General features: G+C 60.3%; 19 protein-coding genes. 8 read left to right on the plus strand and 11 right to left on the minus strand.

All coding sequences use genetic code 11. The features are described 5' to 3' along the window. Position 1 precedes the first annotated feature (1 nt). The 8 genes from HMPREF9720_RS05985 to HMPREF9720_RS06020 all read left to right on the plus strand — a co-directional run bounded on the left by HMPREF9720_RS05985 (position 2) and on the right by HMPREF9720_RS06020 (position 9,683). Positions 2-1,360, plus strand: a complete 1,359-nt coding sequence (locus tag HMPREF9720_RS05985; protein WP_039940031.1) for a glycoside hydrolase family 2 TIM barrel-domain containing protein — start codon at positions 2-4, stop codon at positions 1,358-1,360. A gap of 141 nt (positions 1,361-1,501) precedes the next feature. Then, complete coding sequence (gene rlmH, locus HMPREF9720_RS05990; RefSeq protein ID WP_009597397.1) at positions 1,502-1,975, plus strand: 23S rRNA (pseudouridine(1915)-N(3))-methyltransferase RlmH; 474 nt, start codon at positions 1,502-1,504, stop codon at positions 1,973-1,975. A gap of 4 nt (positions 1,976-1,979) precedes the next feature. Further along, positions 1,980-2,567, plus strand: a complete 588-nt coding sequence (locus tag HMPREF9720_RS05995; RefSeq protein ID WP_009597406.1) for a helix-turn-helix transcriptional regulator — start codon at positions 1,980-1,982, stop codon at positions 2,565-2,567. A gap of 76 nt (positions 2,568-2,643) precedes the next feature. After that, complete coding sequence (locus tag HMPREF9720_RS06000) at positions 2,644-5,007, plus strand: TonB-dependent receptor (RefSeq protein ID WP_009597418.1); 2,364 nt, start codon at positions 2,644-2,646, stop codon at positions 5,005-5,007. Between the two features lie 15 nt (positions 5,008-5,022). Next, complete coding sequence (locus HMPREF9720_RS06005; RefSeq protein WP_009597374.1) at positions 5,023-5,499, plus strand: hypothetical protein; 477 nt, start codon at positions 5,023-5,025, stop codon at positions 5,497-5,499. A gap of 4 nt (positions 5,500-5,503) precedes the next feature. Then, a complete protein-coding gene (gene nadC / locus HMPREF9720_RS06010; protein WP_009597398.1) occupies positions 5,504-6,358 on the plus strand; it encodes a carboxylating nicotinate-nucleotide diphosphorylase in 855 nt (284 codons plus the stop codon). A gap of 36 nt (positions 6,359-6,394) precedes the next feature. Further along, complete coding sequence (locus HMPREF9720_RS06015; RefSeq protein WP_009597349.1) at positions 6,395-8,305, plus strand: LTA synthase family protein; 1,911 nt, start codon at positions 6,395-6,397, stop codon at positions 8,303-8,305. Continuing rightward, a complete protein-coding gene (locus tag HMPREF9720_RS06020) occupies positions 8,298-9,683 on the plus strand; it encodes a GNAT family N-acetyltransferase (protein WP_009597385.1) in 1,386 nt (461 codons plus the stop codon). The genes HMPREF9720_RS06015 and HMPREF9720_RS06020 overlap by 8 nt, the downstream gene beginning before the upstream one ends. A gap of 103 nt (positions 9,684-9,786) precedes the next feature. Here HMPREF9720_RS06020 and HMPREF9720_RS06025 read toward each other — a convergent pair whose 3' ends face one another. The 11 genes from HMPREF9720_RS06025 to HMPREF9720_RS06075 all read right to left on the minus strand — a co-directional run bounded on the left by HMPREF9720_RS06025 (position 9,787) and on the right by HMPREF9720_RS06075 (position 23,940). Further along, positions 9,787-10,536: a fimbrillin family protein gene (locus HMPREF9720_RS06025; protein WP_175282397.1), complete on the minus strand. Its 750-nt coding sequence runs from the start codon at positions 10,534-10,536 to the stop codon at positions 9,787-9,789. Positions 10,537-11,217: 681 nt separating this feature from the next. Next, positions 11,218-12,072: a bifunctional methylenetetrahydrofolate dehydrogenase/methenyltetrahydrofolate cyclohydrolase FolD gene (folD, locus tag HMPREF9720_RS06030; protein ID WP_039940033.1), complete on the minus strand. Its 855-nt coding sequence runs from the start codon at positions 12,070-12,072 to the stop codon at positions 11,218-11,220. A 9-nt stretch (positions 12,073-12,081) separates the two neighbouring features. After that, a complete protein-coding gene (gene purD, locus HMPREF9720_RS06035; RefSeq protein ID WP_009597384.1) occupies positions 12,082-13,329 on the minus strand; it encodes a phosphoribosylamine--glycine ligase in 1,248 nt (415 codons plus the stop codon). 171 nt (positions 13,330-13,500) lie between these two features. Beyond that, complete coding sequence (gene purH, locus HMPREF9720_RS06040) at positions 13,501-15,030, minus strand: bifunctional phosphoribosylaminoimidazolecarboxamide formyltransferase/IMP cyclohydrolase (protein WP_009597345.1); 1,530 nt, start codon at positions 15,028-15,030, stop codon at positions 13,501-13,503. Positions 15,031-15,036: 6 nt separating this feature from the next. Further along, on the minus strand, positions 15,037-15,456 hold the full coding sequence (locus HMPREF9720_RS06045; protein WP_009597366.1) for a pyridoxamine 5'-phosphate oxidase family protein: 420 nt from the start codon (positions 15,454-15,456) through the stop codon (positions 15,037-15,039). After that, positions 15,453-16,016 (minus strand): phosphoribosylglycinamide formyltransferase, encoded by a 564-nt coding sequence (gene purN, locus HMPREF9720_RS06050; protein ID WP_009597404.1) that lies wholly within the window; start codon positions 16,014-16,016, stop codon positions 15,453-15,455. Before purN ends, HMPREF9720_RS06045 begins: the two co-directional genes overlap by 4 nt. Before the next feature lie 4 nt (positions 16,017-16,020). Then, the gene (gene purM, locus HMPREF9720_RS06055; RefSeq protein ID WP_009597426.1) at positions 16,021-17,046 is read right to left on the minus strand and encodes a phosphoribosylformylglycinamidine cyclo-ligase; all 1,026 of its coding nucleotides are present in this window, start codon (positions 17,044-17,046) and stop codon (positions 16,021-16,023) included. Between the two features lie 23 nt (positions 17,047-17,069). Beyond that, on the minus strand, positions 17,070-18,491 hold the full coding sequence (purF, locus tag HMPREF9720_RS06060; RefSeq protein ID WP_009597386.1) for an amidophosphoribosyltransferase: 1,422 nt from the start codon (positions 18,489-18,491) through the stop codon (positions 17,070-17,072). Continuing rightward, positions 18,491-19,207: a phosphoribosylaminoimidazolesuccinocarboxamide synthase gene (purC, locus tag HMPREF9720_RS06065; RefSeq protein WP_009597338.1), complete on the minus strand. Its 717-nt coding sequence runs from the start codon at positions 19,205-19,207 to the stop codon at positions 18,491-18,493. The genes purF and purC overlap by 1 nt, the downstream gene beginning before the upstream one ends. A gap of 37 nt (positions 19,208-19,244) precedes the next feature. Beyond that, the gene (locus HMPREF9720_RS06070) at positions 19,245-20,207 is read right to left on the minus strand and encodes an endonuclease/exonuclease/phosphatase family protein (protein WP_009597411.1); all 963 of its coding nucleotides are present in this window, start codon (positions 20,205-20,207) and stop codon (positions 19,245-19,247) included. Between the two features lie 22 nt (positions 20,208-20,229). Then, complete coding sequence (locus tag HMPREF9720_RS06075) at positions 20,230-23,940, minus strand: phosphoribosylformylglycinamidine synthase (RefSeq protein WP_039940035.1); 3,711 nt, start codon at positions 23,938-23,940, stop codon at positions 20,230-20,232. Positions 23,941-23,943: the final 3 nt, after the last annotated feature.

Raw genomic sequence — 23,943 nt, forward strand, 5'->3', positions numbered from 1 at the left:
GATGAAACGTACCATACTGCTGACGGCGGCGATCCTCTGCGCCGCAGGCATCCGGGCACAGGACCTCTACAATATCAAGGAGCCGCCCGCGACCGAGATTCTCTCGCGTCCGGTCGAAGCGGGACGCATCCACCGCACCGAGGTCGTTCCCTACGACAAGCGCCACGACGCCGACGCCCGCAACCGCGCAGGCGTCGAAGCCTATATCGCCTACACCCCCGAAGCGTTCGCGGCCACGGACGATGCGGTGGCCGTCGGGCAGGTGATCGACATTCCCTACGTCTGGACCGACGGCGTGGTGTACCTCCACCTCGAAAACGTCGGCACGGCCTATACGCTCACGGTCAACGACACCGAGGTCGCCGAGGTCGAAGACTCCTCGACGCCCGCCGAATTCGCGCTGACACCCTACATCCGCGAAGGCAAGAACGCCGTCGTGCTGACTCTGCGCCGCAGCGCGGCCGATGCGCTCAACGCCGCCCCGGCGTCGCGCAAGGCATTCGAAAACAGCTACCTATACACCCAGAACAAACGCTCGATCCGCGACTTCGAAATCGCGCTCGTCCCCGACTCCACCCGCAAATTCGGCGTACTCGAACTGGCCATCGTCGCCCAGAACGCATTCAACTACGACGAACCCGTCACCGTGGGTTACGACATCTACTCGCCGCAGGGCAAGCTGCTCGACTTCAACATCCGCGAAGTCGTGATTCCGGGCCGCACGACCGACACGGTGCGCTTCAGCCCCTTCATTTACGGCACCAACGCCAACAAATGGGAACCGGGCGCCAAGAATCCGCCGCTCTACAAAGTCATGCTCTTCACGCGCCGCGACGGAGCTTACCGCGAATACATGCCGCTGAAGATCGGCTTCGGCAAGACCGAATTCACCGACGGCCGCATCACCCGCTTCGACAAGGAGATCAAACTCGTCAAAACCCGCTACAACGCCGCCGCAGACCGTAAAATCACCCTCGCGGAGCTGAAAAACCTCAAATCCAAGGGCAGCAACACCGTCTGCCCCGACTATCCGCAGCCGGCGTGGTTCTACGAACTTTGCGACGAACTCGGTCTTTACGTCATCGACCGGGCCAACATCAACGCTCCCGACAGGCGCGACGACCGCCGTGTGGGCGGCACGCCGTCGAACGATCCCGCGCTGGCCGACGAATACCTCGAACGGGTCAAGGCGATGTACTACCGCTCGCGCAACCACACCTGCGTCGTCGCCTTCGCGCTGGGCGGCGAATCGGGCAACGGTTACAACATGTACAAGGCTTACGAGTGGCTCAAGTCGGTCGAGAAATCGCGGCCGGTGATCTACACCGACGCCGACGGCGAATGGAATTCGGACCTGTAATCCGCTTTTTACGGCTCCGACCCCCGGCCGGGCTACGACGCCCCGCCCCCCTTTCGCGCAGCTCCGGCAAACGCTTCGACCGGCAACCAAGTCACGGTCCGGCATGCGGCGGCAGACTGCGGAAACGATTTACGAAAAGAAATGGTCATCGAACTGATAGTCATAGGCAAAACCGACTCGAAGGAGGTCGCGTCGCTGGTCGAAATGTACGCCCGGCGCGTAAACTTCTACTGCAAATTCGCGGTCACCGCCCTGCCCGACATCCGCAACACCAAGAACCTCAGCGTCAAACAGCAGCGCACGGCCGAAGGCGAAGCGATCCTGCGCCAGTTGTCGGACGGCGACTACGTCGTACTGCTCGACGAGCGGGGCGACGAAATGCGGTCAGTCGAATTCGCCTATTGGCTCCAGAAACGCATGAACAGCGGCGTGAAACGTCTGGTGCTGGTCATCGGCGGACCTTACGGATTCTCGGAGGAGGTCTACAAACGCTCCGACGCCCGTCTGTCCCTTTCGCGCATGACCTTTTCGCACCAGATCGTGCGGGCGATCTTCGCCGAGCAGATCTACCGCGCCTTCACCATTCTCAACAACGAACCCTATCACCACGAGTAAGCCGATGGAGCGCCGTCCCGCCATAGCCGTCGCAGCGCCCAACGTCCTGATGGGCGTCGGGATGAAATCCATTCTCGAAAAGATCATTCCCGCCGCCGACGTCGAACTTTTCGGCGACTTCGAATCCTTCACGGAAGCGGACCCGGAACGCTTCTTCCACTTCTTCGTGGCGGCGCAGCTCTTCGTCACGCACGGCAGTTTCTTCCGCGCCCGGCGCAGCAAAACGATCCTGCTTTGCAGCGGACAGCCCCAGCCTGCTTATGCGGACATGCACTGCATCGACGTCTGCACCAACGAGGAGGCGATCGTCCGCGACATCCTGCGCATGCACCACGGCGCGCACCGGTCCGAACACATCGTTCCCGGCGCGGTGCGTCCTGAAGCCGCGCCCCTTTCGGGCCGCGAAGCCGAGGTGCTGGCGCTGATCGCCCGCGGTTATATGAACAAACAGATCGCCGACAGCCTGCAAATCGGGCTTACGACCGTCATTTCGCACCGCCGCAACATCATGGAGAAGCTGGGTATCCGCTCGGTGGCGGGTCTGGCCATCTACGCCCTGACGGCCGGTTACGTCGATGCCGGCGAACTGTGAAGCCCCCTCCTCATAAATTAGGATTGCAGCTTCCGAAATAAATCCGTTACTTTGCATCCGAATCAAACGCTTTACCGTGCACCTCAGACAACTGACCATACCGCTTCTGACACTCCTTCCGCTCCTCGCGGCGGCCGGGGGAGCACAGACACCGGAACGGCATGCCGCGGCAACGGCGGCAGTCGCCGGCACGGCCGGGGAGGAACCGGCCGCGGCGGATACCGTGATCGTGGTGGACAAGGTGCAGGTGACGGCCATCAAGCAGGGCATGGTCCTGCGGTCGCAGCCCGTCGCGGCGACGATTGTCGGCAGCCGCGCCATCGAACGGGAGCGCATCGGCGCACTGAAACACCTCTCCCAGCAGGTCCCCAACTTCTTCGCCCCCGACTACGGCTCGCGCATGACCTCGTCGATCTACGTCCGGGGACTCGGTGCGCGCATCGACCAGCCGGTCATGGGACTCAATATCGACAACGTACCGGTTCTCAACAAGGACAATTACGACACGGAACTGGCCGACGCCGAACGCATCGAAGTACTCCGCGGACCGCAGAGCACGCTCTACGGCCGCAATACGATGGGCGGCGTAATCAACGTCTACACCCTCTCGCCGCTCTCGTACGAGGGCGTGCGCCTGAGCGCCGAATACGGCAGCGGCGACAGCTACAAGTTCCGCGCCTCGTCCTACTACAAACTCACGCCCGATCTGGGCATGGCCGTAACGGGTTATTATACCCACACGGGCGGATTCTTCGAGAATCTCGCCACGGGCGACAAATGCGACTGGGAACGGCTGGGCGGCGGACGCTGGAAAACCCAGTGGCGCAACCGCACGGGACTCCGCATCGACAATACGCTTTCGTTCTCGGTGCTCGAACAGGGCGGCTATCCCTATGCCTATGTCGGCGACGACATCATCGGCGACGACGGACGCCCCGTCGTCCGCCGCGGGGAAATCCGCTACAACGACCCCTGCTCCTACCGCCGCACCGCCCTGAGCGACGGACTCACGATCCGCTACGACGCCGGCAATTTCACCGTCGCCTCCATCACGTGCTACCAGTATTCCGACGACGAGATGATCCTCGATCAGGATTTCCTGCCCCTCTCGTATTTCACGCTCAGGCAGGCCCGTACCGAGCATAGCGTGACTGAGGACCTCGTCTTCCGTTCGCGCGGGGACAAAGCCTACCGCTGGCTGCTGGGGGCATTCGGATTCTACCGCCACGGCACGATGAACGCCCCGGTGCACTTCAAACAGACGGGCATCGAGGAGCTGATCCTCAAATACGCCAACGAAAACGACCAGAGCTACCGCTACAGCTGGGGGCTGAAGGACGGAACGGGCGGCGACGAGCTCTTTCTGGGGAGCGATTTCCGCATGCCTTCGGCTGGCGGCGCCCTCTACCACGAATCCAACTATACGCTGGGACGCTGGCGCTTCACCGCAGGATTGCGCTTCGACTTCGAGCACGCCCGCCTGCGTTACCGCAACTATACGGATACGTGGTACACCAAAACCCACATCAAAAACGAGACTGCCTACGAACGGCCAATAGACATCGACGACCGCAGCACATTGAAACAGACCTTTACCGAGCTGCTGCCCAAATTCTCGGTCATGTACTCCTTCGACGAGACGCGCAACCTCTACCTGACCATCGCCAAGGGCTACAAGTCGGGCGGCTTCAACACCCAGATATTTTCCGACGTCCTCCAGCAGAAGATGATGAACCGCATGGGCATCGGCGAAGTGTACGACGTGCAGCGGGGCGTCGCCTACAAACCCGAATACAGCTGGAACTACGAGATCGGCGGGCATTTCTCGTGCATGGAGGGCGCGGTCCGGGGCGATTTCGCACTGTTCTACATCGACTGCCGCGACCAGCAGCTCACCGTCTTTCCGCCGGGACAGACCACCGGCCGCATGATGACCAACGCCGGGCGCACGCGCAGTCTCGGAGCCGAAGCGGCCGTTCAGATTTCGCCGTGGCGCACCTTCGACATCAACCTCGCGTACGGCTACACCGACGCCCGGTTTGTCCGGTACGAAACAACCGTAAAGAACGACGACGGCGATCCCGTGCGCATCAGCTACAAGGACAACCGCATCCCCTACGCCCCGCAGCTCACCCTTTCGGCCGGAGCCGCATGGACCGTCCCGACCGGCGTGAAATGGCTCGGCGATCTGGTGTTTCAGGCCGGCGTCCGCTGCGCGGGCCGCATCTGGTGGAACGAAGAAAATACGCTTTCACAACCTTTCTACGCGCTTACGGACGCTTCGGTACGCTTCGAACACGCCCGCTACTCGCTCAGCGTCTGGGGCCGCAACCTCACCGACGCCGGTTACGACGTATTCTATTTCAAATCGATCGGCAACGAGTTCGTCCAGCGCGGACGCCCCCGCACATTCGGCATCACACTGAACATTAACTTATAAAACGGATAACGCAACATGAAAAAATTACTATTCCTCCTGCTGGCTGCCGCAACCGTCACCGCCTGCGACAACGACGACGAAAACTTCAATCCCGACTCAGGGTCATATACCTGCACACTGAAAGTCACCGACACGGCAGGCGACGTGACAAACCAGACTTCGGGCGTAATCTGCAACCTTACCGAACAGCCGGACAAGAGCGTTGCGCTGACGATGAAGAATGTAAAATTCACCGACAACCCGCGTGAACCGGTAAAGACCATCGTATTTCCCAAACTATCACGCCACAACGACGACGGATCGACGATTTTCGAAAGCACAGGCGCAATCATCCCCGAAATCGACGATGCCCCTTACGAAGACTACGTAATTTCGAATTTCGCATGCGAAGTGACCGACAACGCAGAAAAATTCCACTTGGTCTTCACTTGCACCAACCCCACCTATCACCTGAACCACACAGCTGAATTCAACGGAACACTTATCAAATAAGAACATGAAACCCGAATACAGACCTTTCGTAGACGAGCTTATCGAGCTTTGCATCAAAGAAGACATCGGCGACGGCGACCACACGTCGCTTTCGTGCATCCCGGCCGGCGAACACGGCCGCATGCGCCTGCTTTGCAAGCAGGAAGGCATCATCGCCGGCATCGAAATCGCCCGGATCGTATTCGACCGTCTCGACCCCGACATGCACTTCGAGCAGGTGCTTCACGACGGCGACCGCGTAAAACCCGGCGACGTGGCGTTTTACGTATCGGGCCGCCTGCGTTCGCTGCTGCAGGCCGAGCGCATCATCCTCAACATCATGCAGCGCATGAGCGGCGTAGCGACGCAGACCGCCGTTTACGTCGCGCGGCTCGAAGGACTGCACACCAAAGTCCTCGACACCCGCAAGACCACGCCCGGCATGCGCGTACTGGACAAGATGGCCGTGAAGATCGGCGGCGGTGAAAACCACCGCATGGGTCTTTTCGACATGATCCTACTGAAAGACAACCACATCGACTTCGCCGGCGGCATCCGCAAGGCGATCTGCGGCGCCCGCGAATACCTCAAGGCCAAGGGCAAGGATATTCCGATCGAATGCGAGGTGCGTTCGCTGGAGGACATCGACGAAGTCTTCACCGCAGGCGGCGCGGACCGCATCATGTTCGACAACTTCACGCCTGCCATGACACGCGAAGCGGTGAAGAAGGTCGCCGGACGCTGCGAGACCGAATCCAGCGGCGGCATCACGCTCGACACGATACGCGACTACGCCGAGTGCGGCGTCGATTTCATCTCGGTCGGCGCGCTGACACACCAGATCAAGTCGCTCGACATGTCGCTCAAAGCCTGCGAATAGCCCGCGCACGAACCGCGCACGAAAACACCCCGGAACATGAAACGCCTGCTGCACACCCCCACGGCCCTGCTGCTGCGGCGCATCGCACTGCTTTACGCGGTGCTGATGCTCTGCCGCGTGATTTTCTATCTCTACAACGCGCAGCTGCTGGGACCGCTGAGCTGGGGAGAGCTGGGGCAGCTGCTGGCGGGTTCGCTCAAATTCGACACCGCGTCGGTCGTCTACGCCGACGGGGTGTTCGTATTGCTCTCGCTGCTGCCTCTGCACGCGCGCGAACGCAAGTGGTACCGCCGTCTGCTGTTCTGGTACTATGCCGTCGTAAACGCCGTGCTGGTCGTAGCGGTCAATATGGCCGACTGCGTCTATTTCCGCTACACGCAGAAGCGGTTCTCCGCCGATGAAATCTTCTTCGCCGACAACGGCAACTCGTTGCAGCTGGTCGGCAAATTCATGGCCGAAAACTGGTATCTGGTCATTGCGGCGGCGGCCCTGACCGCCCTGCTCGTGTGGGGCTACGGCCGCAAGATACGCGAAGAGAGTCTCCTGAGCCGGGGCTGGGGCTACTATGCGGGCGGCACGGCGATTTTCGCCGTCGCAGCCGGACTCTGCATCGCCGGCATGCGCGGCGGCATGACCCGCATGACGCGGCCGATCACCCTCTCCAACGCCACGCTCTACACTGCGGACAGCGGCAAGGCCAACCTGATTCTGAGCAATCCGTTCTGCATCCTGCGCACCATCGGCAGTGCGGGCGGCGTCAGCTACCGGAAATTCTTCCCGCCCGAAGAGCTGCCGCGCCGCTTCACACCGGTCCACCGGCCGGCAGACAGCACGGCCGTAAACCTCGCGGGCCGCAACGTCGTGATTTTCATTATGGAGAGCATGTCGGCCGAACATTCGGCGCACCTGATGCCCGAAATCTATGCCGACCGAAAGACCAAAGGCTTCACGCCGTTCCTCGACTCGCTGATGCGCAGCGGGTTGTGCTTCAAACGGATGTATGCCAACGGCACCCGCTCGATTCAGGCCATGCCGTCGGTACTGGGCAGCATCCCGTCGTTCAAGACGCCGTTCGTGCTGATGCCGCAGTCGTTGGGCGAAAGCCGGCAGCTGCCGGCCATCCTGCGCGACAAAGGTTACGCCACGGCATTTTTCTGCGGTTCGGAGCGCGGCTCGATGGGCTTCGGCGCCTATGCCCGTTCGGCCGGCGTGGAGCGGCTCGTCAGCCGCGAGGATTACGAAGCCCGGCACGGCAAAGAGGATTTCGACGGCTACTGGGGCATCTGGGACGAACCGTTCCTGCAATTCATGGGCGAGGAGCTTTCCGAAACCCCGGAACCCTTCTTCGCCACGCTCTTCACCCTCTCGTCGCACCATCCGTTCGTCGTACCCGCCCGATACGAAAACACGCTGCCCGACGGCTACACCAAAATCCACAAGGGCGTGGCTTACGACGACAACGCATTCCGCCTCTTTTTCGAACGCTTCGGCCGCGAAGAGTGGTTCCGCCGCACGGTTTTTGTATTCGTGGCCGATCATGTATCGTCCGAAAAATTCGCACCCGTGACCCGCACCTACCCCGGCAACTACCACATCATAGGCTTCATGTACACGCCCGACGGCGCGCTGCGGGGCGAGGTCGGCGACGTAGTGCAGCAGCTCGACATCATGCCCACGGTGCTGGGTCTCGTGGGCAGCGAGGAACCCTATTTCGCCTTCGGACGCGACGTGATGAACGAGCCTGAGCGGCCACGCTGGTCGGTGTCGTACGACGGGAAGTTCCGCGCGCTGACCGGCGAAGGCGCCGTCGTGCTCGACGATTCGGGAGCGCAGGTTCAGGAGTGCCCGGTCACCCCCGCCGCCGACAGCCTGATGCAGTCGTTCCGGGCGCTGATCCAGCAGTATTACAGCCATATCGAACGCAAGAGTTACACCCCCGATGATTGAATTCAAACCCGTACGCCTCGAAGACAAACAGATCATCGAGCGCCATACCATGCCTTCGGGCATCCTCAACTGCGACCTCGCATTCGCCAACATGTACTGCTGGCAGGCAATGTACCATAGCGCATGGGCCGTGATCGACGGCTTTCTGGTCATCCGCTTCCACATCGGCGGCGGCGAGAAGATCGGCTACATGCAGCCCGTCGGCGAGGGCGATTTCGCGGGCATCATCCCCGCCCTGCGCGAAGACGCCCACGCCCACGGGCAGCGTCTGCGCCTGATCGGCCTGACGGACGAAGGCCGCGAGATGATCCGCAACATGCACGCGGGACTTTTCGCATTCGAATCGGACCGCGCACTGGAAGACTACGTCTACAACGCCGAAGACCTGCGCAACCTGACGGGGCGCCGCTACCAGCCCAAGCGCAACCACATCAACCGCTTCATGTCCGAATACCCCGACTTCTGGTACGAGAATCTGACGCGCGACCGTTTCGCGGAGTGCATGCAGCTCGAACGCGAATGGCGCCGGGCGCACGAGGGACACACCTCGGAACTCTGCGCCGAGCAGCGGGCCATGCAGCGGGCCTTCGACCACTTCGAGGAGCTGGAAATGCTGGGCGGCTGCATCTACGTCGGCGACAAGCTGGTCGCCTTTACGTTCGGCTCGGCAGTCAACGAGCACACGTTCGACACCCACGTCGAAAAGGCCGATACCGATTACGACGGAGCCTTTACGATCATCAACAAACTCTTCGCCGAGCATCTGCCCGAACGCTTCACGCTGATCAACCGCGAGGAGGACCTCGGCATCGACGGTCTGCGCCAGTCGAAACTCTCCTACCACCCCGCCGTCATCCAGCACAAATTCACGGCCATACACCTGCACCCCGACGAAATCGCCTGCAAAGAGTTGTGGACCGCGGCCTTCGGCGACGACGAACAGTTCATCGACTCGTTCCTGATACGCTACTACAGCCGCAGCCGCATGCTCACGGCCGAATACGAAGGCCGCACGGCGGCGATGCTCAACCTGCTGCCGTTCGAAAGCCAGCTGGGCCGCACGACCTATATCTACGGCGTGGCGACGGCTCCCGAATTCCGCCGCCGGGGACTGGCCGGCAAGCTGATGGGCGAAGCGATGCAACTGATCGCCGATCGCGACGACGACGCGGCGCTGCTGATCCCCAGCGAAGAGTGGCTGCGCGGATTCTACGCCGCATACGGATTCTCCGGCGCGATCCCCGTAACCTTCGCTTCGCCGGACGGCTTCGACTTCGGCACAGGCGACCCGTCGAAAGACCTTGCGATGGTCTGGCGCCGCGATGCCTCGGCCCCGATGCCCGAAACGCTGCAATGCAGTTACTATAAGAAAAAATAGCGCATCCGGAGCAGATTCCGGCAACGGCTCTTACAATAAAAAGGGAACTGTCCTTGCAGACAGTTCCCTTCATGTTTACGGTCGGGGCAAACGGACAGTCCCCTTATTTCAGATCTGCCGAACCATTACCGCCGGCAGTCCAGTCCGGGACCTGCACGCCGGAGACCGATATCTCCGTTCCCGTTATGTTTATCGTAATGTTATAATTCGCGCCGGCATCCAATTTGACAATATCCTTGACTGCGATATTCTGATACGCAGTCCCGTCGAGCGTACAATCGAGTGTCAACGAAGCTGCAGTTTTGGGAAGGACCAATGCCGTAACGGCATTCGGACTCGTAAAGTCAGTAGCCGTACTTACCACCGTCAGGTCGGCATCCGTAACAGTCGAATAAGAACCGTTTGAAATATCTATTGTCGAGACTCCGGGAGTTCCCTTGACCACGAGCGACGAAAGACTCGGCGCACTGAACGGATAGTTCGTGGCATTCAACGTAAACGTCAGTTTTGCAAAAGCGTGTTTCAGAGTCAATGCCAGATCCGTGCACTTACCTGAATTCACCTCCATATTCTCCTGATATACAAAATCGGCGGCCGTAGTTGTATTCCCCGGATTCAGCGTAAAGACATTGGGAGCAGCCTCGGCATCGGGTTCGATGCCGACCGGAGCCCAAGCGACCATATTCCGGGAAGATTTCAACAAATAAATCGCGGAAGAAATCGAATAGCCGCTGCCAACCGTATATTTAACTTCCTGATTATTTACAGCCGTGGAATAAGCATCATTGGTGTCGAGATTGATTTTAAACGAGGCATTGAGCGGAGTCGGATCGCCTGCCGCACGGGTTTCCAGACCTGCAGTAACAACCGACTGGAATCCTAATGCTGCGCTTTCAGGCTGGGGGGGGTAACTTCATCCTGCTTGTCACACGAAGTAAAAAAGGCCGCAGCCATCGCTGTCGCTGCAAGGGCAGCAACCAAATAAAAACGTTTCATTGTTGAGATTTTTTTAAATTAGTGTACGTATTTTCCGGACGGTCTGCAACTCGCAGGACGAATTAAGCGGGCAATCCTTATTGTTCTATCAAAAAAGGTCGCAATTATTCACACCGATCCGAATTGTTTAATTTCGCACACACAATTTCGTTCATTGTGACATTCGAAGGTAAGCATAATCCCCTGCAGATGTACCTTAAGAAGCGCTAAAGCCCAGCAAAAGGACTTTTTTGTACACCACACCGCACTACAACGAATAGCCCGTGGACGCAAATGTACACCGACACCAGCAAAAATGATAAAGACAGCACACAAAACCCAGCGAAAGCCGTCCGCCGCCGCACACGGCACACAACACACGGCACCAATCCCTGCGCAGCGGCACGGAGATAACGGCAAAGGCAAGACGCAGTTTGTCCCGCAGGAAAACAAATGCCCCGAAGCTTTCGCTTCGGGGCATTTCGGTCCGGGCCACGAGCCCTACCTTATCGGAATGCTTGTCCCAAACCGGGAAAACCCGATGTCAGGCATTCATCATCTATTTCCGGCCCATCCGCCGCAGAAAACACTCGATCGTATTCTCCATCAGGCAGCAGATCGTCATCGGCCCCACACCGCCCGGCACGGGGGTGATGACCGAAGCCTTCGACTCGACTGCGGCGAAATCGACGTCGCCGCACAACTTCCCGGTCTCAGGATCGCGGTTTACACCCACGTCGATCACCACGGCGCCATCGCGCACCATGTCGGCCGTTACGAATTTCGGCCGGCCGATCGCCACGACCAGAATATCGGCCCGGCGTGTCACCTCCGGCAGGTTGCGCGTGCGGCTGTGCGTCATCGTCACCGTAGCATTCTCATCCAGCAGCAGTTTCGACACGGGAAGCCCCACGATATTGCTGCGGCCGATCACCACGGCCTCCTTGCCCGCAATCCCGACGCCTGCGGCCTTCAGCATCTTGATGATGCCCTTCGGCGTGCAGGGGAGCGTGCAGGGCTGTTTCTGCCACAAAGCCGCCACGTTCAGGGGATGAAAGCCGTCCACGTCCTTGGCCTTGTCGATCGCCTCGATCACCTTGTCCTCGTCGATATGTTTCGGCAGGGGCAGCTGCACCAGAATACCGTCCACCTCTGCGTCGGCATTCAATTCGGCGATAATGCCGAGCAGCTCCGCTTCCGAAATCGTCTCCGGCTTGCGGATCGTCGTGTTGCGAATCCCCACCTCGGCCGACGCCTTGGCCTTGCCCGTCACATACGACACGCTGCCGGGATCTTCGCCCACCAGAATCACGACCAGATGGGGCACCCGGCCGTATTTTTCGCCGATCGCCGCCACCTCGGCGGCCATTTCGGCCTTAAGTTTCGCTGAAAGTTCTTTTCCGCTGATTATCATATTTCCCAACTATTTTTCAAATGCCCAGTGCCCGATATCGGTCCTGTAAAAAAGATTGTCGCATTCGATCTGCGCCACGTCCTTCAACGCATTCGCACGGGCTTCGGCCAGCGTCGCCCCCTTGCCAACGACGAAGAGCACACGGCCGCCCGCCGTCAGAATACGGCCGCCGTCGGCCTTCGTGCCCATATGGTACACAGCGCTTCCGACCCGGTCGAGTCCCTTGATCTCGTGTCCCTTCTCATAGGAGCCGGGATAGCCCTTCGACGCCAATACGACGCCCAGCGTCGCGAAATCATGCCATTCGAGCTGCGTATCCGCTCCATCGGCCACAGCGCAGAAGATATCGACGATATCGCTCTTCAGGCGCGGCAGCACGACCTCGGTTTCGGGATCGCCGAAACGGGCGTTGAACTCGATCACCTTGATCCCCTGCGGAGTCTTCATCAGACCGCCGTACAGCACCCCTTCGAACGGACACCCTTCGGCGACCATCGCGTCGGCCGTCGGCTGCAGGATCTTTTCGAGCGCATACCGCTCATCCTCCGCCGTAACGAACGGCAGCGGGGAATAGGCCCCCATACCGCCCGTGTTGGGCCCCTTGTCGCCGTCGAAGGCGCGCTTGTGGTCCTGCGCCAGCGCCATCGGCCACACCTTGCGGCCCGACACGAAGCACATGAACGAAAATTCGGGTCCCGTAAGGAAGTCCTCGACCACGACCTTGCCTTCGCCGAACTTGTCGTCGAGCAGCATGTCTTTCAGTGCGGCGTCGGCCTCTTCCAGCGTCTCGGCGATCACCACGCCCTTGCCGGCCGCCAGCCCATCGTACTTCAACACCGCCGGAAGCGGACGCGAAGCCACGTAATCCAACGCTTCGGCATACTCCGTGAAAGCGCGGTACCCCGCCGTCGGAATGGCGTATTTGGCCATCAGGTCCTTGGCGAACTCCTTGCTCGATTCGATCCGCGCGGCGGCTTTCGTCGGGCCGAAGATCCTCAGCCCGGCGGCCTTGAACGCATCGACGACTCCCGCCGCCAGCGCCACCTCCGGCCCCACGACAGTAAGGCCGATTTCGTTGGCCGCTGCGAAGTCGCGCAGTTTCTCCACCTCGGTCTCCTTGATCGCCACGCACTCGGCCTGCGCCGCAATGCCCGCATTGCCGGGAGCGCACCAGATTTTCTCCACCTGCGCCGAGCGTGCGAGGGCATCTACGATCGCATGTTCACGGCCGCCGCCGCCTATTACCAGAACTTTCATATCCGTTTATTTTATCCGTTCTTTCAAAGAAATTTCAAAAAACATCCAGTTTTTCACAGATGAATCAAGCGACACATCTGACAATCTTTATCCAAAGTCCCCCTTCAAAAAGGGGGATTCAGGAGGATTATCAATATAGTTCGCCGCATGGTCAAGCACTAAAGCAAGGGTTTAGTGCTTGAAATGCCTTTCGCCCGTAAATACCATGGCGATGCCCTTCTCGTCGGCCTTCTTGACCGAATCTTCGTCGCGCACCGAGCCGCCCGGCTGCACGATCGCCGTCACGCCGTATTCGGCGGCCAGCGTCACGCAGTCGTCGAAGGGGAAGAAGCCGTCCGAAGCCAGCACCAGCCCTTCGGTAACGCCCGCGGCATGCGCCTGTTTGAGGGCGATCTCGGCCGAACCGATGCGGTTCATCTGGCCTGCGCCGACGCCCAGCGTCCGGCCGTCCTTCACGACCACAATGGCGTTCGACTTCACATGCTTGACGATATGCCAGCCGAAGTTCATGTCGTCCATCTGCTCCGCTGCGGGCTTCGCCGCCGTCACGCACATATCGGCCGTCACGCTCTTCGTCTCCACGTCGAGGTCCTGCACCAACAGACCGCCGTTCACGCTGACATACTGCTTCGGATCGACCGCGCCCTGCTCCATATCGACCTCCAGCAGCCGCAGGTTTTTCTTCGTGCAAAGCACTTCGAGCGCGCCCTCGTCGAATTTGGGGGCCATGATGATTTCGAGGAAAATCGGCTTCATCAACTCGGCCGCCTCCTTCGTAACGGTGCGGTTCGTCGCCACGATACCGCCGAAAATCGACACCTTGTCGGCTTCATAGGCCTTGGTCCACGCTTCTACGACATCCTTTCCTACCGCCGCGCCGCAGGGATTCATATGCTTCAGACCCACGCAGAAGGGCTTGTCGAACTCGCGCACGATGCACAGCGCGGCGTTGGCATCCTGAATATTGTTGTACGACAGCTCCTTGCCGTTGAGCTGTCTGGCAAAAGCCAACGAATAGGGAACCTTTTTCTCCTCGCGGTAGAATCGGGCCGACTGGTGCGGGTTCTCGCCGTAACGCAGCGACTGCACGAGGTCGAATTCGAGGAATAGCTTCTCGTTCAGCCCGGCCTGCGCACGCATGTAGGTCGCGATCATCGAATCGTACTCGGCGGTATGGGTATAGGCCTTGGCCGAGAGCTTCAGGCGCGTGGCCTTCTCGGTGTTGCCGCCGGCGCGGATTTCGTCGAGAATCTGCGCATAGTCCGCAGGATCGCAGACCACCGTCACGTCGGCCCAGTTCTTGGCCGCCGAACGCAGCATCGAGGGACCGCCGATATCGATATTCTCGATGGCGTCCTCCATCTTCACGTCGGGCTTCGAGATCGTCTCCCGGAACGGATAGAGGTTCACGCAGACCATGTCGATAAATTCGATGTTGTTCTCCTTCAGCGCCTTCAGGTGTTCGGGATCGTCGCGGCGGGCCAGCAGGCCGCCGTGTACGTTGGGGTGCAGGGTCTTGACGCGGCCGTCGCAGATTTCGGGAAATCCCGTTACGTCGCTGATGTTGATAACCTCGACACCGCTGTCGGCCAGCAGTTTCATCGTGCCGCCCGTAGCGATCACCTCCCAGCCCAGGGCACGCAGGCCCCTGGCGAAATCAACGACACCCGTTTTGTCGCTGACACTTATCAATGCTCTCATCTGTTACTATTTTATTTCGATATTTTCCGAATGAAAATTACTGTAATACCTGCCTTCCACGGCCGTAAACCGCAGTACGCTGTAGTCCGGATCGTCCACGCCCTGCGGATAATACTCCGTATCGCCCTCGCGCCAGATCAGCCGCCGGCTGGCGGCGTCCTCCAGTACCTCCATCGTCCCGCGGAGCATCAGCCCCTCGAAAGAAGCCCCGTCGCAGAAATAGACGGCTGCCTTGGGATTGCGGCGGTATTGCGCCGCCCGCATCGACGAGGTGTTGGTCGTAAAGTAGAAGACCTTCAGCCCCTCCCGTACGCGCGGTGCGAGCATGGCCTTCATATTGGGGAAACCCTCGGCATCGACCGAGCCGATAAAGGCGACGGCCTGCCGGTCGACGAGCGATTCGAGCGTATTGAATGCGACACTCATGGATCGAGCAGTTTTTTTATCGTTTCTACGTAAAGCGGATATTCCACCGCATGAATCCGGGCTTCCAGCTCTTCGATGTCGTCACCGTCGTACTCGAAGGCCCGCTGGGCGATGATCCGTCCGCCGTCGAGCGACGCATCGACATAGTGGATCGTCACCCCGAACACCTTGACGCCGTATTCCATCGCCTGTTCGATGGCATGCGCTCCGCGGAACGCCGGCAGCAGCGAGGGATGGATATTGACGATCCGTCCTCCGTAAGCCTCCAGCAACACGTCGCCGACGATGCGCATATACCCCGCCAGACAAACCAGTTCCACGCCCGCGGCATCGAGCAGCCGCACGATTTCACGTTCGTAATCGGCCTTCGAAGCGTACTCCTTCGGCGCGAAGACAAACGTTTCGACACCGTGCGCGGCGGCGCGTTCGACAACCCGCGCTCCGGGTTTGTCGCAGACCATGAGCACCACCTCGCCCCCGGTCACGCCCTGCTCGCAGGCCGAGACGATGGCTTCGAAATTGGTGCCGCTGCCGCTGGCGAAGACTGCGAGGCGTCGCACGACCTTAGCGGATTACGACACCTTCGGCGTCGGTTACACGTCCTATCACCGAGGCCTTTTCGCCCTGCGCGGTCAGGATGCCGATGGCCTTGTCCGCCTCCGACGCATCGAGGGCGATGACCATGCCGATACCCATGTTGAAGATGTTGAACATCTCGCGGTGCGCCACCTTGCCGTACTTTTCGAGAAAGCGGAACACGGGCAGAATCTCCCATGCCCCCTCTTCAATTTCGAGTCCCTGCCCGTCGTGCAGGATGCGGGGAATATTCTCGTCGAATCCGCCGCCCGTGATGTGGCTGATGCCGTGTACGTCGCAGTTGCGGATCACCTCCAGCACCTGCCTGACATAGATTTTGGTCGGAGTCAGCAGCACCTCGCCCAACAGTTTGTTTGACAGTTCGGGATATACCTCGTGCAGGTCGAAGCAGTTGTCGGCGACGATCTTGCGCACAAGGCTGAAACCGTTGGAGTGCACGCCGCTCGACGCGATGCCGACCAGCACGTCGCCCGCCTTGACCTTCGAGCCGTCGATCAGTTTCGACTTCTCGACCACGCCGACCGTAAAGCCCGCGATGTCGTACTCACCCTGCGCATACATGCCCGGCATCTCGGCCGTCTCGCCGCCCACCAGCGCGCAGCCGGCCTGACGGCAGCCCTCGGCCACGCCGCTGACGATGGCTTCGATCTTCTTCGGCTCGTTGTGGCCCACGGCCACGTAATCGAGGAACACCAGCGGTTCCGCGCCCTGCGCCAGCACGTCGTTCACGCACATGGCCACGGCATCGACGCCGATCGTGTCGTGCTTGTCCATCTCGAACGCCAGCTTGAGCTTGGTGCCCACGCCGTCGGTGCCGCTCACCAGCACCGGCTCCTTCACGTTCAGCGCCGAAAGGTCGAACATGCCGCCGAAGGCGCCGATATTGCCCATCACGCCCAAACGCGAGGTCGACGCGACGTGCTTCTTGATGCGCCGCACCACTTCGTATCCGGCTTCGAGGTTTACGCCGGCCTTCTCATAACTCTGTGCCATTATAGTCTACTTGAATGGTTTACTTAACATTTTACATCTTTGTTCGCCTCATCGACCGACTGGTACAGCGCCGTGGGGTACTCGCCCGTGAAGCAGGCCATGCAAAGCTCCTTGCGGTTGCCGGCCTTGAGCAGCGCGCCGGGCGTCAGGAACGCCAGCGAATCGGCGCAAATCTCCTCGCGTACGCCTTCGAGGTCCTTGCGGGCCGAAATCAGCTCGTCGCGCGTCGAAGTGTCCACGCCGTAAAAACACGGATGGGTCATCTGCGGACTGGCGATGCGCACATGCACCTCGGTCGCCCCGGCCTCCTTGAGCATCGTGACGATGCGGCGCGAAGTGGTGCCGCGCACGATCGAGTCGTCCACCAGCACGACGCGCTTGCCCTTGACGATGCTGCGCACGGCCGAAAGCTTCATCCGCACACCCTTCTCGCGCAGCTCCTGCGAAGGCTGGATAAACGTACGGCCGATATACTTGTTCTTGATGAGTCCCATTTCGTACGGCAGGCCGCTCGCTTCGGCGTAGCCCATCGCCGCGCTGAGGCTCGAATCGGGAACACCGACCACGATATCCGCATCGGCCGGCGACTCCTTGAAGAGCAGACGCCCCGACTCCTTGCGGTAGGCGTGGACGTTGCAGCCGTCGATGTCGCTGTCCGGACGGGCGAAGTAGATATACTCCATCGAGCACATCTCGCAGCGCTTGTACATCGAGTAGTCGCGGCTGCGGATACCCTGCCTGTCGATCGTCACGATCTCGCCCGGCTCGACGTCGCGCACGAACTCGGCACCCAGCACGTCGAACGCGCAGGTTTCGCTCGACACGACATAGCCGTCGCCCAGCCGGCCGATGGCCAGCGGACGCAGGCCGTATTTGTCCCGGCAGGCGTAAATGCGGTTGGCGGTCATGATCAGGAACGCGAACGCCCCCTCCAGCATGTTCAGCGCATCGATGATCGAAAAGATGCGCGGCCGGTCGTGGTAGCGGGTCTCCTTCTTGATCAGGTGGGCCAGAATCTCGCTGTCCGACGTGGACTGGAACAGGCTGCCCTTGTTCTCCAGATACTCGCGCAACAGGGCCGAATTGACGATGTTGCCGTTGTGGGCCAGCGCGAAATCGCCCGTGTTGTGACGGAACAGAAACGGCTGCACATTCTCGATGCCGCCGCCTCCGGCGGTCGTATAGCGCACATGGCCGATGGCCGTATTTCCCTTGAGCGTCGCCAGTTTCGCCTCGTCGAACACCTCGGTCACCAGTCCGCTGCCCTTGATGCGGCGGAAAGTTCCCCCTTCGTCGACGGCCACGATACCCGCGCCCTCCTGTCCGCGGTGCTGCAGCGCATGCAGGCCGTAATAGCTTAGCGATGCAGCGTCGGGCACCCCGAAGACGCCGAACACACCGCACTCCTCATGCAACTCCCGGTCGCTAATCTGCCGCATCGCCATTACTCCACGATTTTCTGCAGACGGGCAAGAATCTCCTCGTAAGCCTCGCGCACCTTGCCCAGATCGCGGCGGAAACGGTCCTTATCGAGTTTCTCGTTGGTGGACATGTCCCACAGACGGCAGGTGTCGGGCGACACCTCGTCGGCGAGGACGATCTCGCCGTCCGACGTGCGGCCGAACTCGATCTTGAAGTCCACGAGGTTGATGTTCATCTTGGCGAACATGTTCCGCAGCACTTCGTTGATGCGCGAAGTCATGGCGTAAATCAGATCCAGCTCGTCGTAGGTCACGGCGCCCAGCGCTACGGCGTGGTGGTCGTTGATCAGCGGGTCGCCCAGTTCGTCCTTCTTGTAGCAGATGTCGTAAATGGTGTTCGACGGCTGCGTGCCCTCCTCGATGCCCAGACGCTGGGCCATCGAGCCTGCGATGATGTTGCGCACGATCACCTCCAGCGGAATGATCGTCACCTTGCGGCAGATCTGGTCGCGGTCGTTGATCGTCTCGATGTAGTGCGTCTTGATGCCCGCCTTCTGAAGCTCTTTGAAAATCAGGGTCGAGATGGCGTTGTTCAGCACGCCCTTGTTCTCGATCGTAGCCTTCTTGATGTTGTTGAAAGCCGTCGCCGCATCCTTGTAGTGAATGATGATCTTTTCGGGATCGTCGGTGCGGAAAACCTGTTTTGCCTTGCCCTCGTAGAGCATTTCGAGCTGTTTCATGATGTTTGTGTTTTTTAAGTTTATTTGTTGATTCGTTCTATTTCATATCAAAGTCCACCAGAATCGGACGGTGGTCCGAGGGGTGGTAGAAGTTCGACAACTTGCCCGGATCGCGCACCGGCTCGGTGAAGTCGTCCGCAATCACCTCGGCACGGGTGATCCGCTCGCAGAGCGGCGGCGTGCAGTAGACGAAGTCGATGCGGCTCTGCCCGTGGGTCGTGGTGTGGAATTCGCCGGGGTGCTTCTCCGCGATCACGTCGACATAGGGCGTATGCTCCGCGATATAATCATGCACCAGCAGGCGCGTGTCGTCGTCGGGATAGTTGTAAATCCGGTTGTCGAGGCGCGAGCGCGAATTGAAGTCGCCCATCATCATCCACAACTGCTGTCCGGCGTCAGACTGCGTAGCGATCGTATGCGAGCAGATATACTCGATCTCCATGCGCCGGTAACGGTCACCGCCGTGTTCGGCCTTGCTGGCGTCGCGGTCCACGGCCTGAAAGGCATACGCCTGCGGCCACGTATGGAGCGTCACGATATTGACCGGCCTGCCGTTCTTCACGATCCGGGCCCAGCCCGCGCCGTGCGAAACGATGCTGTCGGGAGCTTGGCCGACGATCCGCCGCACGTTCTCGATCGGATACTTCGACGTAACGACCTGCGGGAAATTGTCGCGGTGGCCGCCCACATACCAGTATTTATGACCGTAACGGGCCGCCAGCTCACCCCAGTTCGCCGTCAGGTAGCGATCGACGGAATCCACCCTCTCCGCCGTACCCGACTTATAGATCGACTGGGCCTCGCACCACACGCATACGTCGGGATCGTAGCCTTTGACCCACGCCACGAAATTGTCGTAGCCGTTGCTCTGGTCCGACCACATGCCGTTCTGAATATTCCAATAGAGCAGACGCATGTCGTCCGTCCGCTCGCCGCATCCTGCGGTCAGCGCCGCCGCAAAAAGCAGGAGCGCCGCAAAACGATAAAAAGAGGTCTTCATAGGCATATGGTTTCGGTTTACACTATTTCGATTTGCGGAAATACTCGACGGCATTGCGGAACAGCGCCTGCTCCTTGTTGCCGGCGATATTCTTGAAAAGGTTCTTCCCGTAACGCTCCGTATGGCCCATCTTGCCCAGAATCCGGCCGTCGCGCGATACGATGCCTTCGATGGCGTACGACGAGCCGTTGGGATTATAGGGCGCCTCGGCCGTCACGCGGCCTTCGGCATCGACGTACTGGAAGGCCACCTGCCCGTTGGCGAAAAGCTCCTTGGCCAGCTCCTCGCTGACGACGAACTTGCCCTCGCCGTGGCTGACGGCGATCGAGTGCACCTCGCCCAGTTCGAAGCCCGCGAGCCACGGAGAGTTGAGCGTCGAGACGCGCGTCGAGACGATTTGCGAGATATGCCGGTTGACGTCGTTGCGGAACAGCGTCGGGGAATCCTTCGTCACCATGCCCAGACGGCCGTACGGCAGCAGTCCCGACTTGACCAGCGCCTGAAAACCGTTGCAGATGCCGAGGATAAGGCCGCCGCGGTCAAGCAACGCGTGAATTTCCTCGCGTATATCCTTGTTGTTAAGTACGTTCACGATAAACTTCGCGCTGCCGTCCGGCTCGTCGCCCGACGAGAAGCCGCCGCAAAGCACGAAAATATGGGCGCGGCGGATATGCTCCTTCATCTGGGCGATCGAGCGCAGGATGTCGTCGCCGCCCAGATTGCACAATACGCTGGTCGTCACCTCGGCTCCCGCGTTGCGGAACGCCTTGGCCGTATCGTAATCGCAGTTCGTACCGGGGAATACGGGCAGGTAGGCCACCGGACGCTCGACGGCTTCGCCCTCATAGGCAAAGGTGCGGCATTCGGGTTCGGCGCTCATCACGTCGGCACGGTTCTCGCCCTTGTCGGGGTAAACCGTCGTGAATTTCACGGTATTGGCTTCGTACAACCCGTCGAGCGGCATCCGTACGCCGTTCACGGTCAGGGCTTCGTCGGCGACGGTCGCACCCAGCAGTTCGGCCGCCGGGAAGTCCAGTTCGCCGTCGCTCTCCACGAGAATCGAACCGTAGGCGTATTCGTAAAGTCTGCTTTCGTCCGTCGTCACCTCGGCGCCGATCCGGTTGCCGAAAGCCATCTTCGCAAGGCCCTCGGCCACGCCGCCGAATCCGACGGACCACGCCGAAAGTATCTTCCCGCTCTCGATCTGCCCGCACACGAAATCGAAGTTGGCCTTCAGTTGCGCCGTGTCGGGCATATAATTCTCCGCCGGGGTATGGCGCACGAGGTAGATGCGGCTGCCGGCCTTTTTGAAGTCGGTCGAGATGACCGTTCCGGCATCGACCGTCGTGATGCCGAAAGCCATCAGCATCGGCGGGACGTTGATATGCTGGAACGTGCCGCTCATCGAGTCCTTGCCGCCGATCGACGGAAGTCCCAGCTCGACCTGCATCTTCAGCGCGCCGAGCAGTGCGCCGAGAGGCTTGCCCCACGATTCGGGATTCTTGGTCATGCGCTCGAAATACTCCTGATACGAGTAACGCATCCTGTCGTAGCGCGCACCCGCCGCCACGACCTTCGCCGCGGCTTCCACCACGGCATAGGCTGCGCCATGGTAGGGACTCCACGAAGCGATGAAGGGATTGTAACCGAAGGCCATGATGCTGGCCGTGTCGGTGTAGCCGTCGGTCGGAAGCTTCTGCACCGAGACCTGCGTCTCGCTGCCCTGCGTACGGCCGCCGAAGGGCATCAGTACGGTCGAGGCGCCGATCGTCGAGTCGAACATTTCGACAAGCCCCCGCTGCGAAACGACGTTGTTGTCCCTGAGGTTATTCTCAAAACGCGCGGCAAGCGTATCGCCGGCGATTTCACGTACGAACGGATTGCGGTTTTCCACCTCGCCGACCTTCGCTTCGGCATAATGCCGGGCGCCTGCGCTGTCGATGAATTCGCGCGAGAGGTCCACGACCTTGCGGTCCTTGTTGAACATCCGCATGCGGGCCGTGTCGGTCACGTCGGCCACCTCGACGGCTTCGATATTCTCTTCGAGACAGTAGCGCATGAACGTCTCGACGTCCTTCGCTTCGACGACTACCGCCATGCGTTCCTGCGACTCGCTGATGGCCAACTCCGTGGAGTTCAGGCCGCTGTACTTGGTCTTCACGCGGTCGAGGTAAATGTCCAGCCCGTCGGCCAGCTCGCCGATGGCGACGCTGACGCCGCCTGCGCCGAAGTCGTTCGATTTCTTGATGAGCCGCGTCACCTCCGGACGGCGGAACAGACGTTCGAGCTTGCGCTCCTCAGGAGCGTTGCCCTTCTGCACCTCGCTGCCGCAGGTCTCCAGCGACTTGGTGTTGTGCTCTTTCGACGATCCGGTAGCTCCGCCGATGCCGTCGCGGCCCGTACGGCCGCCCAGCATGATGATCTTATCGCCCGGAGCGGGTTTCTCGCGGCGGACGTTCTCCGCCTTCACGGCGCCCACCACGGCGCCCACTTCGAGACGCTTGGCCACATAGCCGTCGTGGTACACCTCGCGTACGTGGGTCGTAGCCAGACCGATCTGGTTGCCGTAGCTCGAATAACCGGCCGCGGCCTTTTTCGAAATCACGTTCTGCGGGAGTTTGCCTTCGAGCGTGTCGCCCACCTTCTGGTAGATGTCGCCCGCACCCGTCACGCGCATCGCCTGATAGACGTAGCTGCGGCCTGACAGCGGGTCGCGGATAGCGCCGCCCAGACAGGTCGAAGCGCCGCCGAACGGCTCGATCTCGGTCGGATGGTTGTGGGTTTCGTTCTTGAACTGCAGCAGCCACTTCTCGGTCCGGCCGTCCACGTCGACATCGACATAGACCGAGCAGGCGTTGTTCTCGTCGCTCACCTCCATATCGTCCAGCAGCCCCTTCTTGCGCAGATAGCGGGCGCCGATCGTGGCCATGTCCATCAGGCAGATGCTCTTGTGTTCGCGGCCCAGCTCACGCCGGATGCGCAGGTAGAGGGCCAGCGAATCTTCGATTTCGTCCTTGACGAACGACTCCTCGACCGTAATTCCCTCCAGCTCGGTCGTGAAGGTCGTATGGCGGCAATGGTCGCTCCAATAGGTATCGAGGATGCGCAGTTCGGTTTCATAGGGATCGCGGCCCTCGGCGCGGAAATATTTCACCACCTCGCGCAGATCGTCGGCGTTCATCGCCAGTCCGTACTGCGCGCAGTAGGGCGCCAGCTCGGCGTCGGTCATCTTCGTGAAGCCTTCGAGCACGGCGACGGGCTTCACCTCGGCCTGCTCCATGTCGCTGAGCACGCTCAGGTCCTTTTCGCGCGACTCGACGGCATTGATATAGTAGCGTTTGATCCGCGCGATCTCCTCGTCGGTCACCGCGCCGTCGAACAGCAGCAGCTTCGACGAACGGATACGCACCTCGGCCGACGGGTCGATCAGCCGCACGCAGTCCACGGCCGACGCGGCGCGCTGGTCGAACTGGCCGGGAAGATACTCCACGGCGATATACTTCTGCCCCGCAAGGTCGCACGCATCGGTCACGCTGTCGGTCACCACTTCGCCGAAGACGCTGTAGCGGGTCTTTTCGAGCAATTCCTCCGAAAAGCCGAACAGATCGTAAACGTTCAGCAGCCGCAGTTCGCGGATATCGAGGTTCAGGTTGGCGTTCAGTTCCCGGCGCAGGCTTTCGGCCTCGACCCGGAAACGGGGATGTTTTTCAACAAAAATCCGGTAGTTTTTCATCCT

Origin of the sequence: Alistipes sp. HGB5 (genome assembly GCF_000183485.2) — a bacterium.
GTDB classification, from domain to species: domain Bacteria; phylum Bacteroidota; class Bacteroidia; order Bacteroidales; family Rikenellaceae; genus Alistipes; species Alistipes finegoldii.